Raw genomic sequence first — 15,126 nt, forward strand, 5'->3', positions numbered from 1 at the left:
AGCTGCGGGCGCGTCGGCGGCGGGGGCATCGGCGGTCTCGGCATCCGCCTTCTTCGCGCGGCTGCGGCGCGGAGCCTTCGCCGTGGGCGCGCTCTCTCCCGACTCAGCGACCGGAACCGCCTCGGTCGGCGCGGACTCGGCGGCCGCTGCCGCCTTCTCGGCCCTGGCTGCCGCCGTCGCGGTGGTCGCCCGGCGCGGTGCGCGCTTGCGGGCGGGTGCTTCGGTCACGACGTCGACGGCCGGTGCCGCGTTCTCGTTCGCGGCGGACGAGTCGTTCTGGGTCTCGGAGAAATTCTCCACGAGTACTCCCTCTTTGGTCTCGGAGACATGAGCGTTTCGCGCGCAACGGGTGCTGCGCACGATCGCACGGGCTGACGCTCGGCGACAGCCTGCCTTGGCACAGAACTCTCAATGGAGCTGGGCCTGAAGGGTTTGCGTGCGGGTCCTGCAGAGTTGCATTGGGGCCAGATTCACGCTGTTACGTGGAGCCCTCCGCTCGTTCCCCCACTGTACCACCACGCACGTCGATGGCGAGCAACAACGCCTCCCACGGGGTGTCGGTCACAGAGGAGGCGAGCTCCACGGCGTCCTGGCGGCTTCCGGGGCCGTCGGCGAGCACCAGCACGCTGGGGCCGGCGCCGGAGACCACGGCCGCGAAACCGGCCGCGCGCAGCGCCTGGACGAGCCGTTGCGTCTCGGGCATGGCCTCGGCGCGGTAGTCCTGGTGCAGGCGGTCGGCCGTGGCGTCCAGCAGCAGCTCAGGGCTCTGCATGAGCGCGGCGATGAGCAGCGCCGAGCGCGAGACGTTGAAGACCGCATCCGCTGTCGACACCTGCGGCGGCTGCAGCGAGCGGGCCTTCGACGTCGACATCGTGTACGAGGGCACGAGCACGAGCGGCGAGACGCCGCGGTGCACCAGCAGCTTCTTGTGCTGCGGGCCGCGCTCGCCCATCCAGGCGATCGTCAGCCCGCCGAACAGGGCCGGTGCGACGTTGTCGGGGTGCCCCTCGATCTCGGTGGCGAGCCGCAGCAGGTCGTCGTCGCCGATCTCGACCTCGCCCTCCAGCAGGCCCTTCGCGGCGAGGATGCCGGCGGTCACCGCTGCACCAGAGGAGCCGAGCCCGCGGCCGTGCGGCACGCCGTTCTCGGCGACGATGCGCAGCCCGGGCATCTCGCGCCCGAGATCGGCGTACACGTGCGCGACCGTGCGGACGATGAGGTTGGACCCGTCGCGCGGGATCTCCGCGGCTCCGGACCCCGTGACCTCGATCTCCAGCTCGCCGGCCGGTAGCTCGGTGACCTCCAGGGTGTCGTAGACGCTGAGAGCCAGACCGAGCGTGTCGAAGCCAGGACCGAGGTTCGCGCTGGTCGCGGGGACCGTGACCCGTACTGTGCGCCCCACCGGCATCGTCACTCGCCTTCCACGCGCAGCACCGAGACCACGCGCTCCACGACCGTGCTCTGCGCGAGCGCGTCGACCGTGGCGCTGAGAGCCCCTTCGGTCGCGCGGTGGGTTCCGATGATGAGGCGGGCGGTCGGCTCCGACTCGCCCTCGACGGTCTGCACGACGGTGGCGACCGAGACGCCGCCGTCGCTGAGGATGCCTGCGACCGTGGCGAGCACGCCGGCGGCATCCGACACCTGCAGCGTGATCTGGTACCGCGTCGTGACGTGGCCGATCGGCACGACGGGCAGGTTCGCCCTCGTCGACTCGCCGACTCCGACGCCGCCGGCGATGTGGCGGCGGGCGGCGGAGACGACGTCGCCGAGCACGGCGGAGGCCGTCTGCACGCCGCCGGCGCCTGCACCGTAGAACATGAGGGAGCCGGCGGCCTCGGCCTCGACGAACACGGCGTTGTTCGCCCCGTGCACGTTCGCGAGCGGGTGCGAGTGCGGCACGAGCGCCGGGTAGACGCGCACCGAGATGGACTCGGCGCCGTTCGCCTCGATGCGCTCGCAGACCGCGAGCAGCTTGATCACGAACCCGGCCGCGCGCGCCTCGTCGATCATCGAGGCGGTGATCGAGGTGATGCCCTCGCGGTGCACGGCCTCCAGCGGCACAGCGGTGTGGAAGGCGAGGCTGGCGAGGATCGCCGCCTTCTGGGCCGCGTCATAGCCTTCGACGTCGGCCGTCGGGTCTGCCTCGGCGTAGCCGAGGCGCTGCGCGTCGGCGAGGACGTCGGCGAAGTCGGCGCCCTCGGTCTCCATGCGGTCGAGGATGTAGTTCGTCGTGCCGTTGACGATGCCCATGATCCGCACGACACGGTCGCCGGCGAGCGAGTCGCGCAGCGGCCGGATGATCGGGATCGCACCGGCGGCGGCCGCCTCGTAGTACACGGATGCGCCGACGCGGTCGGCCGCCTCGAAGAGCTCGGGGCCGTGCGTTGCCAGCAGCGCCTTGTTCGCCGTGACGACGTCGGCGCCGGAGCCCAGCGCCAGCAGGATGTTCGTGCGGGCGGGCTCGATGCCGCCGATGAGCTCGATGACGATGTCGGCGCCGAGGATCAGCGATTCGGCATCCGTGGTGAACAGCTCGGCGGGCAGGTCGACATCGCGGGGCGCGTCGATGTTGCGCACGGCGATCCCGGCGAGCTCGAGCGCGGCGCCCGCGCGGTCGGCGAGCTCGTCGCCGTGACGCAGCAGGAGTGCGGCCACCTGGGAGCCGACGGCACCGGCTCCCAGCAGAGCCACGCGCAGTCGTCGGTACTCGGCAGTCATTGGGTTGCTCCTTCGAAGAGTGTCAGCGCCGGCTGCTCGCGCCGGCGACGGGTCAGCGTACGACCGGATCGGATGCCGGGACGATCCCGACGTCGCGACCGAGGACGTCGGCGATGGTCTCGCCGCGGACGATGACCTGAGCGCGACCGTCGCGGACGGCGACGATCGGTGGACGGGGGACGTGGTTGTAGTTGCTGGCGAGCGATGCGCAGTACGCGCCCGTCGCCGGCACCGCGAGCAGGTCGCCGGGGGCTGCGTCTGCGGGCAGGTACTCGTGTTCGACGACGATGTCGCCCGTTTCGCAGTGCTTGCCGACCACACGGCTCAGCCGCGCCTCGCCGATGCCGAGGCGCGAGGCGAGCCGCGCCGAGAACTGCGCGCCGTACAGCGCGGGACGGGCGTTGTCGCTCATGCCGCCGTCGACGCTGAGGTAGCGGCGCACGGCGCCGGAGCCGAGCTGCACGTCCTTGATCGTGCCGACCTCGTAGAGCGTCACACCGGCGGTGCCGACGATCGCGCGCCCCGGCTCGAACGACAGCGCTGGCATCTCGATGCCGCGCGCGGCGCAGCCCTCGGCCACCGCCGCGACGATCTCGCCGGCGAGCGTCTCGATCGGCGTCGGGTCATCGACGCGCGTGTAGGCGATGCCGAAGCCCCCGCCGAGGTTCAGCTGCGGGACCGGGCCCGTCTCGCGCAGCGCCTCGAGCAGTTCGAGCACGCGCGATGCCGACTCGCGGAAGCCCGCGACGCCGAAGATCTGCGAGCCGATGTGGCAGTGCAGACCCGCGAACTCGAGCCCGTCGATCTCGCGGATGCGGGCGACGGCCGCCGCGGCATCCACCAGCGGGAAACCGAACTTCTGATCCTCGTGCGCGGTCGCGAGAAAGTCGTGCGTCTCGGCGTGGACACCGCTGATGACGCGCACGAGCACGCACTGGCGCGCGCCCGTCCGGGCGACGATGGCGGCGAGCCGCTCGATCTCGATCTCGCTGTCGACGACGATGGTGCCGACGCCGACCTCGACGGCGCGTTCGAGCTCCGGCACCGACTTGTTGTTGCCGTGGAAGCCGATGCGGTCCGCGGCGACGCCGGCGGCGAGGGCCACCTCGAGCTCGCCGCCGGTGCACACGTCGATGCGGAGCCCCTCCTCGATCACCCAGCGGGCGACCGCGGTGCACAGGAACGCCTTGCCGGCGTAGTAGACCTGCGCCGTGGTGCCGTGATCGGCAGCGGCGGCGTCGAAGGCGGCGCGGAACGCGCGGGCGCGGACGCGGACCTCCTCCTCGTCGAGGACCAGCACGGGGGTGCCGAACGTCTGCGCCAGGGCGGTGGCGCTCACGCCCGCGATCTCGAGGGCCCCGTCGGCGCCGCGGGAGGCGGATGCCGGCCACACGGCGGCTGCGAGATCGTTGGGGTCGTCGGGCACGACGAGCCATTCCGGGGCGAGCGAGTCGACAGGGGAGAGCAAGGAGCACCAATCGTGGATGATTCTCGGGCGGGATCGCGCACAGCGAGGCTGACCCGATTCTAGGGCACCGGGCATGCCCGATCGGGCATCCTCCCGCCGCGCTGGTTAGGGTGAGGGTGTGAACGCCGGATCCGGATCGAAGCGGCCGGGACCCCTCGCACGGGCGTCCGCGGCGGTGATCCGCCGCGCCCTGCGACTGCGGGCGGTGCGCGCCTGGCTGCTGTACTCCCAGCGGCGTGGGCCGGTGCTCGCCGACGCCGTGACCTACCGGGCGCTCTTCAGCGTGTTCGCCGGGGTGCTGCTCGGATTCTCGATCGCCGCGCTGTGGCTGGCTGGGAACGAGACCGCCTGGAACGCGGTCGTCTCGGCCGTTGAGACCGCCGTCCCCGGGCTGCTGAAGACCTCGGACGGCTCCGGCATCGTCGACCCCAAAGCGATTCTGGTGCCGACCGGGCTGTCGATCACCGGGATCGTCTCGCTCGTCGGTCTGATCGGCTCGGCCCTGGGCGCCATCGGCTCGCTGCGGGTCGCGATCGGCGCGATCGCCGGCACGACGGTGGCGGAAGAGCCCGCGTACCGCGTCATCGTGCGTAACGTCGCGCTCGCGCTGATCATCGGCGGCTCCTTCCTCGTCTCGGCCGCACTCACCTTCGCGGGCGAAGCGGTCCTGCGCTGGGTGGCAGGGATGCTCGGGCTCCCTGAGGACTCCGCCGGGGTCTCCTGGACGGTGCGGCTGCTGTCGCTCCTCGTCGTGCTGGCGCTGGATGCCGTGCTGGTCGCCGCCGCGTTCCGGATGCTGTCCGGGCTACGGCCCGCGGCCCGCTCGCTGTGGTCAGGGGCACTGATCGGCGGCGCGGCGCTGCTGGTGCTGCAGGAGCTCAGCGGGCTGTTCGTGGGCGGCGCGAAGTCGAACCCGCTGCTGGCCTCCTTCGCCTCGCTGCTGGCCCTGCTGCTCTGGCTGAACCTGTCGGCGCAGGTGATCCTCGTCGCGAGCGCCTGGATCGTCACCGCCGAGGACGAGCGGCAGGACCGCGTGCACGCCCGCTACGGCGCCGACACGCTCGCGCAGAAAACCCTGCGGCTGGCGGAGCAGGATGCACAGGCCGCGAGCCGTGCGCTCCGCGCCGCTCAGCGCGCGGCATCCGGCTCCTGACCTCTGCTCCGCCTCCCGGTGGGCGACCCGGCTCAGAGGTCGCGGATCCGCCAGCCGGAGCTGGCGACCTGCTCGCGCCAGAACGATGCGAAGCGTCCGCCTGCGGCGCGCAGCTCCTCGACGCTCCCCTGCTCGATGACCCGTCCGTCCTCGAGGAACACGGCGCGTTCGCAGCCGGCGATGCTGTCCAGGCGGTGCGCGACGATCACCCGGGTGCGCGGTCGTCGCTCGTCCGCCAGTGCGCGCACGACGGCGGCCTCGTTCTCGGTGTCCAGCGCGCTGGTGGCCTCGTCGATCAGCAGGATCGGCGCGGGCTTGACCAGGGCGCGGGCGATGCTCACCCGTTGGCGCTCGCCACCGGAGAGACTTCCGCCGCCCTCCCCGACCGTCCCGTCGCCGAGCCGCTCCGCGACCTCTCGGGCCCTGGCCACCTCCAGCGCGGCGGCCACTTCGTCGTCCGAGGCGTCGGCGCGGCCGACCCGCACGTTCTCCGCGATGGTCGCGTCGAACAGGGACGGATGCTGGAACACCGCCGTCACCAGCGCCCGCCTGGCCTCCGCGCTCAGCTCGGCGACATCGACGCCGCCCACCAGCACACGTCCCGCCGTCGGCATCCGCAGGCCCGCGATCAGCGCCAGCACCGTGCTCTTGCCCGAGCCGGACGGCCCGACCAGTGCCGTCGATCCGCCGGCGTCGAGCGTGAAGCTCACGCCGTCCAGCACCGCGGGCCCGTCATCCGTGTAGCGGAAGACGACATCCTGGAACTCGATGCTCACAGCGGCATCGACGTCGAGGACGGCATCTCCTTCGACATCCGTCGGTGCGGCGAGCACCGCCCGCATGCGGCGTACGGTGCCGAGGGTGCTCTCCAGCGCCGGCGCGAGGGCGCCGAGCATCGTGATCGGCTCGAGATAACGGACGATCACCACGATCAGGGCGATCGCCGCCGGCACGCCGATGTCGCCGCCCACGGTCAGCACGGTCGTGACGCCGGCGAGCAGCACGAGGCAGAGCTGGCTGGCAAGGCTGAACAGGATCTGCCCCGGGATCTGCATGAGCACCAGGCGCAGCAGCGAGCCGTGCTGGGCGTCCAGCGCGTGGCCGGCGAGGCTGCGGGCGGAGTCCGCCCTGCGCGCCGCGCGCAGGGCGGCCTGGGTGCGCGCGAACTCCACGATCCGCTCGGTCACGTCGCTGTTCGCCTCTGCGGCCTCCGCGTCGGCCCGGCGGACGATCCGGCCGGACGCCCACAGCGCGCCCAGCAGCACGGGGACCCCGGCGAGCGCCGCGAGTCCCAGCGGCCAGGCGATCGGCAGCAGCGCCAGCCCGATCGCGACCGGCAGCAGCAGAGCGCCGAGCAGCGGAGTGAACAGGTACACGACGAGCCCGACCAGGTCGGGACCGGTCGCGGCGATCGCCTGTCGAGCCGTAGCGGTGTTCGCTGCGTCGAACCAGGCCAGGCGGATGCGCACGACGTGCTCGGCGATCGCGTGCTGCGCCTCGTCGAGCAGTGCGAAGCCGAGGGCGAAGCCCAGGCGGGCGGCGCCGGCGTCCACCGCCCAGCCTGCGACGGTGACGGCGGTGAGCACCCCGACCCAGACGAAGGCGTCGGCGGGCGCCGGGCCGAACAGCGCGGTCAGCAGCGGGACGAAGAGCACGGCTCCGATCGCGCGCAGGATCACGGACAGCACCGAGAGCACGAGGTAGGCCCCGAGCCGGCCGCGGTCGGCGGCCGGGATGAGGCCGAGGAAGGTGCGGATCATCGGGTAACCTCCGAGGTTCGTTCTTCGTCTCCGGCGACGCCGCCGGAGACCCTGGCATCCCACAGCCGGCGGTAGGCGCCGCCGGCCTCGAGGAGCTCGGCGTGCGTGCCGCTCTCCACCAGCTCGCCCTGCTCGAGCACGAGGATGCGGTCGACGCCCGTGATGGTGTGCAGCCGGTGCGCGATGACGAGCACGGTGCGGCCGCGGGTGAGCTCGTCGATCGCGCGCTGCACCTGGTACTCCGACTCGGGGTCGGCGAAGGCCGTGGCCTCGTCGAGCACCAGGACGGGCGCGTCGGCGAGCAGCGCCCTGGCGATCGTGAGCCGCTGCCGCTCGCCGCCGGAGAGCGCGGCGTCGGGGCCGAGGACGGTGTCGTAGCCCTCCGGCATCCGCTGGATGCGCTCGTGCAACCGCGCGGCGCGGGCGGCGGCCTCCACCGCCGCCCGGTCGGCATCCGGCACGGCGAGGGCGATGTTCTCGTGAACCGTGGCGTGCACGATCTGGGCGTCCTGGAAGACGAACCCGACCCGCCGGTACAGCTCGTCGGCATCGAGCGAGCGGACGTCGTCTCCGCCGATGCGGACCGCGCCACCCGTGACGTCGTGGAAGCGGGCGAGCAGCCCGGCCAGCGTCGACTTCCCCGACCCGGACGGGCCGACCAGAGCCGTCACGGTGCCGGGTTCCAGCACGGCGGTGACGTCCTTCAGCACCGGCACGCCGGGACGGTACTCGAAGCGCACGCCGTCGAACTCCACCCGCCCGGCCGAGACACCTTCTGCGGGGGTTCCTGGACGCACGTCGAGCTCAGTTTCGTCGAGCACGACACCGATGCGGCGGGCGGCGAGGATGCCGTCGCGGATGCCGGACAGCCCGTAGCCGATGCCCAGCAGCCGCGCGCCGAAGGTCGTGCCGAGCAGCAGGAACGGCAGCAGGGAGACCGGGTCCATGCCGCCGGTGGCGACCAGCAGCGTGCCGAACAGCGCGATCAGCCACAGGTAGGTGCCTGGCCGGTTGGCGAGATCCATCACGGTCTTCGCGCCGATGAAGGGACGCTGCCACTCGCCGAGGAAGGCGATGTACCCGTCCAGCCGGCGCCGGAAGGAGGAGCCGGCCGCGCCGCCGAACACGCGCACGATCTGCTGGCCGGCCAGATACGCCCCGGCCTCGTCGTTCATCCGCTCGGCCCAGCGCTGCGCCTGGCCGATCTTCGCCCCAGACTGGATCACCATCACCCACATGCTGACGATGTAGACCAGCACCGGCAGGAACAGCACCAGCCCCAGCCGCCAGTCGACCACGAACATGTACACCAGCACTGCGATCGGGGCGATCACGGCTGACACCGCATCGGGGATCGCGTGCGTGACCAGATAGTGCAGCCCCAGGGTGTCGTCCTGGACGATGCCCTTCACCCCGCCGGAGCCGCGCTCGGCGAACCAGCCCAGCCGCAGCCGGGACAGCTTGTCCAGCAGGCGGCGGCGCAGGTCGCGCTCGAAGCGGGCGTCGACCGCGTGCATCCACAGCAGCAGCGCCGACTCCAGCAGGGCGCCGAGGGCCAGCAGTGCGGCGGCCAGGATGCCGACGGTCCACAGCGCCTGAGCCTCGGCCCCGGCCAGCAGCAGCCGGGCGAGCTCGACGAGCAGCACGAAGGGCGCCAGCTGCAGCACCGTGACGACACCCTGCACCACACCGGCCGCGATCAGGGTGCCCTTCAGCGGGGCCAGCAGCCTGCCCGCCGCCTGGGAGCGCCACCGCCCGGCGGGGGCGCTCGGCGCCGTGGCCGGTTCGGACGCGGTGGGCTCGGAGGCGGCCGGTTCGGACGCGGCCGGCGCCGTCACGGACTCAGCGGCGACGGGAACGGACGCGGCTGTTTCCTCCGCCTGCGCCGACGTCAGGGTCTCGGCGGCCCCCGCCGCCTGCTCCTTCTCGCCGTCGCGGCGCTTGCCCATCGCCCGCCCGTGGATCCAGTACGCCTGCGCGGTGATCTCGCCCTTCGGGAACCCGAAGTCGTCGCGCAGCCGGGCGCGGACGTGCTTCAGGGTCGTGCTCTCCCCCGCCAGCCAGGCGCTCCAGTTCGACCAGTCGCGCGTCTCGATCCCCGCCGCCAGCGCCGACCCGTCGCCGCGGGGAACCCAGTGCACGGCCAGCATCGGGTGCGAGGCGAGCGGAATCCGATGATCGTCGGGGTGATGCTCCTCGAGATACAGCTCGATGGGCACCTGCGCGGGGATCACCGGCAGGATGGTGTTGATCGCGGGCACGGCCGCGGAGTCGCCGATCAGCAGGTAGCCGGCTGGCAGCTCCTCTGGTAGCACGAAGCGCGTCGACCCCATCGACATCGCAGCGACCTCGTCGCCGGGCTGCGCTGACAGTGCCCAGGCCGATGCGGGTCCGGCCGGCTCGTGCAGCACGAAGTCGATGGAGAAGTCCCCGCTCGCCTCGTCGGCCTCGCTGAAGGTGTAGCCGCGCTGGAACTCGACGTCGCTCCCCTCGGGGTCGGGGAACCAGAACCGCAGCCAGGCGGTGGGATCGGGGACGGCATCCTCGAACACGGTGTCCGAGTGCATCCGCACCCGCAGGAAATGCGGCGCGAGATGCTCCTTCCCGGTGACGGTGATGCGGTGATCGCGCGCCCCGAAGCTGCGCATCACGGCGCCCTGGAAACCTCTCCTGGCCATTAGATTCCCTCTCCCGCGGAGCGCAGCTCCGCGATGACGTCCGCGACGGCGCGCCCTGGTGGCGCGACGTCGACGAGTCCCCGGATCGCCGCTGACAGCAGCAGGCGCACGTAGTCGTCCCAGTCCACGGCGGGGAGCCTCTCGTGCGCCGCGCCGAGCTCGGCGTCGGCGGCGAGCTCGGCGGCGGCGCTCAGGCGGGCGCGGTCGAGTCCGTCCGCCCGTTCGCGCTGCAGATCCTCCGCTGCGGCGTATCCGATGGCCACGGAGGCCACTGACGAGCTGAGCACCACCGCCGCATCGGGCGCGTACCCGCGCCGCCCCAGCGCCTCGACCTCGTGTGCGATCAGCGCGCGTCCGGCGTCGCCGCGCGGGAACAGGGTCTGCAGGTAGGCGGCAAGGCCCGGATGGCTCAGCACGAAGTCGCGCAGCTGGATGCCGAAGGACAGCAGGTGCCTGGCGACGTCGTGCCGCGGGTCGTCGATGAGCCGCAGATCGGCGAGCAGGCTCTCCCCGACGAGGGACTCCAGCCCCCAGCGGCCGTCGACATGCCGGTAGAGGGCGGTCGAGCTCACGCCCAGGGCGGCCGCGACGGCGTTCAGGCTGAGCTCGCGCATGCCGATCCGCCGGCCGGCGCGCACGATGTCCTCGTGCTCGATGCGCCGCGGTCGCCCGCCGACACGCGCGCTCGTCGCCGTACCGCTCACCCGCGCCTCCTGAGTTAGCCCCTATAACTAAGGTAAGGCTAACATGCCGCGCGGTGCCGAGCGAACGAGTGGCGGGGATTACGACGTGGGGCAGCTGCCTGTGGCGTAGAGGGCCGCGCCGTCGACGTCGAAGTCGGCCACGACCTCGGCGCCCTGCACCGAGATCGCCGTGAGCCGGATGCCAGCGGGCAGCCGGTCGGCGATGCAGATCCACTGCGGCTGCGTGAGCTGCTCCCCGAGCTCGCCCAGGCGCATCTCCAGCTCCTCCGCGGTGAGCTCGAAACCGCCGATGGTGGCCGCCTTCGGCACCAGCACGAGCTCTCCGGCATCCGCTTCGGGCGTCACGGTCAGCGACAGCGGCAGCGATATGCCGAGAACCGACACACTGCCCTCGGCGGTCACGTCGGGCTCCGCGAGGGAGATGCTCTCGATCGGGAGCCCGGATGCCTGCACGAACGGCGCGAACTGAGACTCGTCGATGCGCACCGTGCCGCTCGCCGATCCGAGATCACCGCCGCGCAGCGGCACGCCGTGCGCTGTAACCTCGGCCGCCCCGGTGAGGGTTCCGATGGTGACCTGCTCCGAGGACAGGTGCAACGCGTTCAGGCTCCCCGCGATCAGCTGGGGCAGCAGCACGCCGTCGGCAGCCACGTCGAGCTGCTGATCGGCGGGCAGGTCCAACTGCTCGATCACGATGCCGCGCACGATCCCTGGGAGCACGCTGCGCGCGATCAGCTCGGCCGCGACGGCGAGCACCGCGAGCACGAGCACCGCGATCAGCAGTACCCGGGGCCACCGGCTGCGACGCGGCGCGGCGACGGCATCCGCTGAGGTCATGGCATCACATGCGCTCGGGGGCCGAGACCCCGAGCAGCTCCAGGCCGTTGCGCAGCACCTGGCCTGTGGCGTCGTTCAGCCACAGACGCGTGCGGTGCACGCTCTCGATCTCGTCGTCTCCCTGCGGGATCACGCGGCAGTTGTCGTACCAGCGGTGGTAGAGGCCGGCGAGCTCCTCGAGGTAGCGGGCGACGCGATGCGGCTCGCGGACCTCGGCGGCGAAGCCGACGATGCGCGGGAACTCCTGCAACGCCCCCAGCAGCGCGCCCTCGGTCTCGTGCGTGAGCGTCTCCGGGGCGAACTCCGAGCGGTCGACGCCGGAGTCGGCCGCATTGCGCGCCACGTTGTGGGTGCGCGCGTGGGCGTACTGCACGTAGAAGACCGGGTTGTCGTTCGTGCGCTTCTGCAGCAGCTCCGGGTCGAGGTCGAGCGGGGAGTCGGCCGGAGAGCGCTCGAGGGCATAGCGCAGCGCGTCGGTGCCGATCCAGGCCTGCAGATCGTCCATCTCGATGATGTTGCCTGCACGCTTGCTGAGGCGCGCCCCGCGGATCGACACGAGCTGGCCGATCAGCACCTCGATGTTCTTCTCCGGATCGTCGCCCGCAGCGCCGGCGACCGCCTTGAGTCGATGCACGTAGCCGTGGTGATCGGCGCCCAGCAGGTAGATCTTGTTCTCGAAGCCGCGGTCGCCCTTGTTCAGGTAGTAGGCGGCGTCGGCGGCGAAGTAGGTGTACTCGCCGTTCGAGCGGCGGATGACGCGATCCTTGTCGTCGCCGAAGTCGGTGGTGCGCACCCAGACGGCGCCGTCCTCGTCGAAGACGTGCCCCTGCTCGCGCAGCCGATCGACGGCCTGATCGATGAGGCTCGCACCGTCGGGACCGGGGGCGTGGAGCGTGCGCTCGGAGAACCAGACGTCGAAGGGCACGTTGAAGCGCTCGAGCGAGCCCTTGATCTCGGCGAGCTGGTACTCGTAGGCGAGGTCGCGCGCGACGACGACCTGCTCGCCCTCTGGGAGTCCGAGCAGATCGGGGCGTGCCTCGAGCACGCGCGCGGCGAGGGCGGCGATGTACGCGCCCGGGTAGCCTCCCTCCGGGGTCGGCTCGCCCTTCGCCGCCGCCAGCACGGAGTGCGCGAAGCGCTCCATCTGCGCACCGGCGTCGTTGATGTAGTACTCCCGCACGGCGTTCGCGCCGCTGGCCAGCAGCAGGCGCACGATCGCGTCGCCGAGGGCCGCCCAGCGGGTGTGGCCGATGTGCAGCGGGCCGGTCGGGTTCGCGGAGACGAACTCCACGTTGACGGACACGCCCTGCTGCGAGTCGTTGTGACCGTATGCGTCGCCCGCCTCGACGATCGTCCGGGCGAGCGCTCCGGCGGCGGCGGCGTCGAGACGGATGTTGATGAACCCTGGACCTGCGACCTCGGCGCTGGCGACGCCGTCGACGGCGGCGAGGCCGTCGGCGATCTGCTGGGCGAGCTCGCGCGGGTTCGCGCCAAGCGGCTTGGCCAGGCGCATCGCGATGTTCGATGACCAGTCGCCGTGGTCGCGGTTGCGCGGGCGCTCGAAGACGATGTCGGCGGCGGTGAGTCCGAGCGGCTCGCCGGGACGTCGCTCGTCGGCAATCGGTGCGAGGACGGCAAGGAGGGCTGCGGCGAGCGTGTCAGGGTTCATAGACCCTCCAGTTTAGGCGCGCCTGGACAGTGGAGTTTGCAGAGCGGATGCCGTGATCTACAGTCGTGCCATGAACGCCGCATCCCGCCGCCGGTCGCTGCCCGCGTTGCTGGCGGGGGCCGCTGTGCTGGCGATCGCCGCGGTGGCGCTGGGGATGTGGCGGCCGTGGACGGCCGCCGCGCCCGTCACTGCGGTCGCCGGTGCCGGATCGGACGAGACGGTGACGATGGGTCCCGCCCCGCTCGCGCTTCCCGCGCATCCGTCCGTCCTCGTCTTCGGGGACTCCTGGACGTACGGATCCGCCGCCACCGTGCCAACGGAAGGGTACGCCTACGTGCTCGCCGACCTGATCGACGGCACGACCGTCGTGAACGGCGTCCGCGGCAGCGGATATCTGACGCCGGGGGTCGACGGGCCCGCCTTCGGCGAGCGCATCGCCGCGCTCGATCCCGCCCTCGACCCTGATCTGGTGATCATCCAGGGATCGATCAACGACCGCGACCTCGGCGAGGACGGCTATCGCGAAGCCGTGCGGTCCGCATGGGACGCGATGGCCGCCGTGTACCCGGAGGCGCAGGTCGTGATCCTGGGGCCGGCTCCGCACGAGCTGCCAGTGGGTGCGGGGACGGCCCGCATCGATCGCGACCTCGCGGCCGTCGCCGACGAACGCGGCTGGTGGTACATCTCCCCCATCAGCGAGGAATGGATCACCGCGGCGAACTACCTCGACGTGATCGATGTGGAGGCGGGGCGCAAGCATCCGTCCACCGCGGGGCACCGCTACCTCGCCGAGCGCCTCGCCGCCGATCTCGCCGATCTCGAGGCGGCGCCGCTGACCGTCGCCGACGGGTCTGAGACCGCGCCGAACCAGTGATAGTGTCTTTCCGTGCGCCTCCGTAGCTCAGGGGATAGAGCGCCGGTTTCCGGTACCGTAGGTCGGGGGTTCGAATCCCTCCGGGGGCACTTTGTGATGAGTCGCGACAGAGGTCGCTGATGAGTCGTGACAGAGCTCATGTTGTGGAAGCCTCCGGCCAGCGGCCGGGGGCTTTCATTGAACTCCGTGCACCAGGTCCTCACCACGAGCGGCGCTCCAGGTCTGCCACAGTTCGGCGTAGGTGCCGCCGCTGGCGACGAGCTCGTCGTGGGTGCCTTGCTCGGTGATGCGGCCGTGCTCCATCACGACGATCCGGTCACAGGTCCCGGCCTGCGAGAGCCGGTGAGCGATCACGAGTCCCGTGCGACCGGCCAGCACCGCGTCGGCCGCCCTGTCGAGCAGGTCGGCGTGGGCGGAGCCGGCCTCGGCGGTGGCCTCGTCGAGGATCGCCAGATCAGGGTCGGCGAGCAGCAGCCGGACGAGCGCGACCTGCTGGGCCTGCGCATCGGTGAGGGCATGTCCGCCGTTGCCGACGATGGTGTCGAGACCTTCGGGCAACGCGTCGAACAGCCCCGTTGACCTGGTCGCATCAAGCGCGGTGCGGATGTCGGAGTCGGTGGCATCGGGGGCGGCGAGGATGAGGTTGTCGCGCAGAGTCCCGGCGAACACATGCGTCTCCTGTGTGATGACCGCCGTGCGGTGCGGCCGGACGACGCTCCCGGATTCGGGCTGGTGGCTGCCGGCGATCACCGCAACGAGGGTGGTCTTGCCCGCGCCGGATGCGCCGACGACGGCCATACGCTGGCCGGCCGGGATCTCCAGCGTGATGTCGTCGAGCACACACGGGTGATCGCCGTACCGGAACGTGACGTTGCGGAGCCGTGCGCTGGTGTCGCTTTCCGCCGCCGGCAGGGTCGTATCGTCGGGAAGGGCGACGACACCGATCATGCGGTTCAGCGATGCGAGGGCGGACTGGAGGGTGTCGAGAACGAACAGCAGTTGGTTGATCGGCCCGAGCAGACGCAGCACGAGCAGCATCGCGGTGGTCGCGGCGCCGACGGTCGAGACACCGTGGTCGATGAGGACGAAGCCGACGACGAGAACGGCGGCCAGGCTCAGGCATTCGCCGACGTTGAGCCGGGCATTGAGCATGCTCCGCACGGTGCGAGTACGAAATGCGTGGACGGCGACACCCCATTACCTTTCTGAGTGACCCCGATGGCCGGGGTTGGTCGCTGGGACCGGTATGACTGTCTTGCCCTGTC

Annotated in this window: 11 protein-coding genes, 1 tRNA gene and 1 pseudogene; 3 read left to right on the plus strand and 10 right to left on the minus strand. The window is 71.7% G+C overall.

Features of this window, described 5'->3' with window-relative positions:
- The 4 genes and pseudogenes from QM568_RS13215 to lysA form a co-directional block, all read right to left on the minus strand.
- A pseudogene (locus QM568_RS13215) lies at positions 1-300 on the minus strand (transcription termination factor Rho); the annotation flags it as partial.
- Between the two features lie 178 nt (positions 301-478).
- Positions 479-1,408 carry a homoserine kinase gene (thrB, locus tag QM568_RS13220; RefSeq protein ID WP_415139599.1) on the minus strand — a complete coding sequence of 310 codons (930 nt, stop codon included), beginning with the start codon at positions 1,406-1,408 and terminating at the stop codon, positions 479-481.
- 2 nt (positions 1,409-1,410) lie between these two features.
- Positions 1,411-2,718 carry a homoserine dehydrogenase gene (locus tag QM568_RS13225; RefSeq protein WP_415139601.1) on the minus strand — a complete coding sequence of 436 codons (1,308 nt, stop codon included), beginning with the start codon at positions 2,716-2,718 and terminating at the stop codon, positions 1,411-1,413.
- Positions 2,719-2,770: 52 nt separating this feature from the next.
- Entirely contained in the window at positions 2,771-4,186 is a 1,416-nt protein-coding gene (gene lysA / locus QM568_RS13230) for a diaminopimelate decarboxylase (RefSeq protein ID WP_415139603.1), read from the minus strand.
- A gap of 118 nt (positions 4,187-4,304) precedes the next feature.
- Between lysA and QM568_RS13235 the strand changes: the two genes are divergently transcribed.
- Positions 4,305-5,339 carry a YhjD/YihY/BrkB family envelope integrity protein gene (locus QM568_RS13235; protein ID WP_415139605.1) on the plus strand — a complete coding sequence of 345 codons (1,035 nt, stop codon included), beginning with the start codon at positions 4,305-4,307 and terminating at the stop codon, positions 5,337-5,339.
- 32 nt (positions 5,340-5,371) lie between these two features.
- Here the strand turns inward: QM568_RS13235 and QM568_RS13240 are convergent, their stop codons facing one another.
- From QM568_RS13240 to argS, 5 genes are all read right to left on the minus strand, one after another.
- Positions 5,372-7,099, minus strand: coding sequence for an ABC transporter ATP-binding protein (locus QM568_RS13240; protein WP_415139607.1), 1,728 nt, complete (start codon positions 7,097-7,099; stop codon positions 5,372-5,374).
- The gene (locus QM568_RS13245; protein WP_415139609.1) at positions 7,096-9,777 is read right to left on the minus strand and encodes an ABC transporter ATP-binding protein/permease; all 2,682 of its coding nucleotides are present in this window, start codon (positions 9,775-9,777) and stop codon (positions 7,096-7,098) included. Before QM568_RS13245 ends, QM568_RS13240 begins: the two co-directional genes overlap by 4 nt.
- Positions 9,777-10,481, minus strand: a complete 705-nt coding sequence (locus QM568_RS13250) for a TetR/AcrR family transcriptional regulator (protein ID WP_415139611.1) — start codon at positions 10,479-10,481, stop codon at positions 9,777-9,779. Before QM568_RS13250 ends, QM568_RS13245 begins: the two co-directional genes overlap by 1 nt.
- A gap of 78 nt (positions 10,482-10,559) precedes the next feature.
- On the minus strand, positions 10,560-11,318 hold the full coding sequence (locus QM568_RS13255; protein ID WP_415139613.1) for a DUF2993 domain-containing protein: 759 nt from the start codon (positions 11,316-11,318) through the stop codon (positions 10,560-10,562).
- A gap of 4 nt (positions 11,319-11,322) precedes the next feature.
- On the minus strand, positions 11,323-12,987 hold the full coding sequence (gene argS / locus QM568_RS13260; RefSeq protein ID WP_415139615.1) for an arginine--tRNA ligase: 1,665 nt from the start codon (positions 12,985-12,987) through the stop codon (positions 11,323-11,325).
- Between the two features lie 70 nt (positions 12,988-13,057).
- On the opposite strand from argS, the gene QM568_RS13265 reads away from it, so the two are divergent.
- On the plus strand, positions 13,058-13,861 hold the full coding sequence (locus QM568_RS13265) for an SGNH/GDSL hydrolase family protein (protein WP_415139617.1): 804 nt from the start codon (positions 13,058-13,060) through the stop codon (positions 13,859-13,861).
- Positions 13,862-13,877: 16 nt separating this feature from the next.
- A tRNA-Arg gene (locus QM568_RS13270) sits at positions 13,878-13,950 on the plus strand.
- Positions 13,951-14,035: 85 nt separating this feature from the next.
- On the opposite strand, the gene QM568_RS13275 is transcribed toward QM568_RS13270, so the two are convergent.
- Positions 14,036-15,013, minus strand: a complete 978-nt coding sequence (locus tag QM568_RS13275) for an ABC transporter ATP-binding protein (protein WP_415139619.1) — start codon at positions 15,011-15,013, stop codon at positions 14,036-14,038.
- Positions 15,014-15,126 lie beyond the last annotated feature (113 nt).

This window comes from Microbacterium sp. (assembly GCF_047607465.1).
Taxonomy (GTDB): domain Bacteria; phylum Actinomycetota; class Actinomycetes; order Actinomycetales; family Microbacteriaceae; genus Microbacterium.

What these genes read in the sequence shown, in the direction of transcription:
- thrB (WP_415139599.1), bottom strand. Translation starts at nt 1,408, where the DNA reads ATGCCGGTGGGGCGCACAGTACGGGTCACGGTCCCCGCGACCAGCGCG.
- QM568_RS13225 (WP_415139601.1), bottom strand. Translation starts at nt 2,718, where the DNA reads ATGACTGCCGAGTACCGACGACTGCGCGTGGCTCTGCTGGGAGCCGGT.
- QM568_RS13240 (WP_415139607.1), bottom strand. Translation starts at nt 7,099, where the DNA reads ATGATCCGCACCTTCCTCGGCCTCATCCCGGCCGCCGACCGCGGCCGG.
- QM568_RS13245 (WP_415139609.1), bottom strand. Translation starts at nt 9,777, where the DNA reads ATGGCCAGGAGAGGTTTCCAGGGCGCCGTGATGCGCAGCTTCGGGGCG.
- QM568_RS13255 (WP_415139613.1), bottom strand. Translation starts at nt 11,318, where the DNA reads ATGACCTCAGCGGATGCCGTCGCCGCGCCGCGTCGCAGCCGGTGGCCC.
- argS (WP_415139615.1), bottom strand. Translation starts at nt 12,987, where the DNA reads ATGAACCCTGACACGCTCGCCGCAGCCCTCCTTGCCGTCCTCGCACCG.
- QM568_RS13265 (WP_415139617.1), top strand. Translation starts at nt 13,058, where the DNA reads ATGAACGCCGCATCCCGCCGCCGGTCGCTGCCCGCGTTGCTGGCGGGG.
- QM568_RS13275 (WP_415139619.1), bottom strand. Translation starts at nt 15,013, where the DNA reads ATGCTCAATGCCCGGCTCAACGTCGGCGAATGCCTGAGCCTGGCCGCC.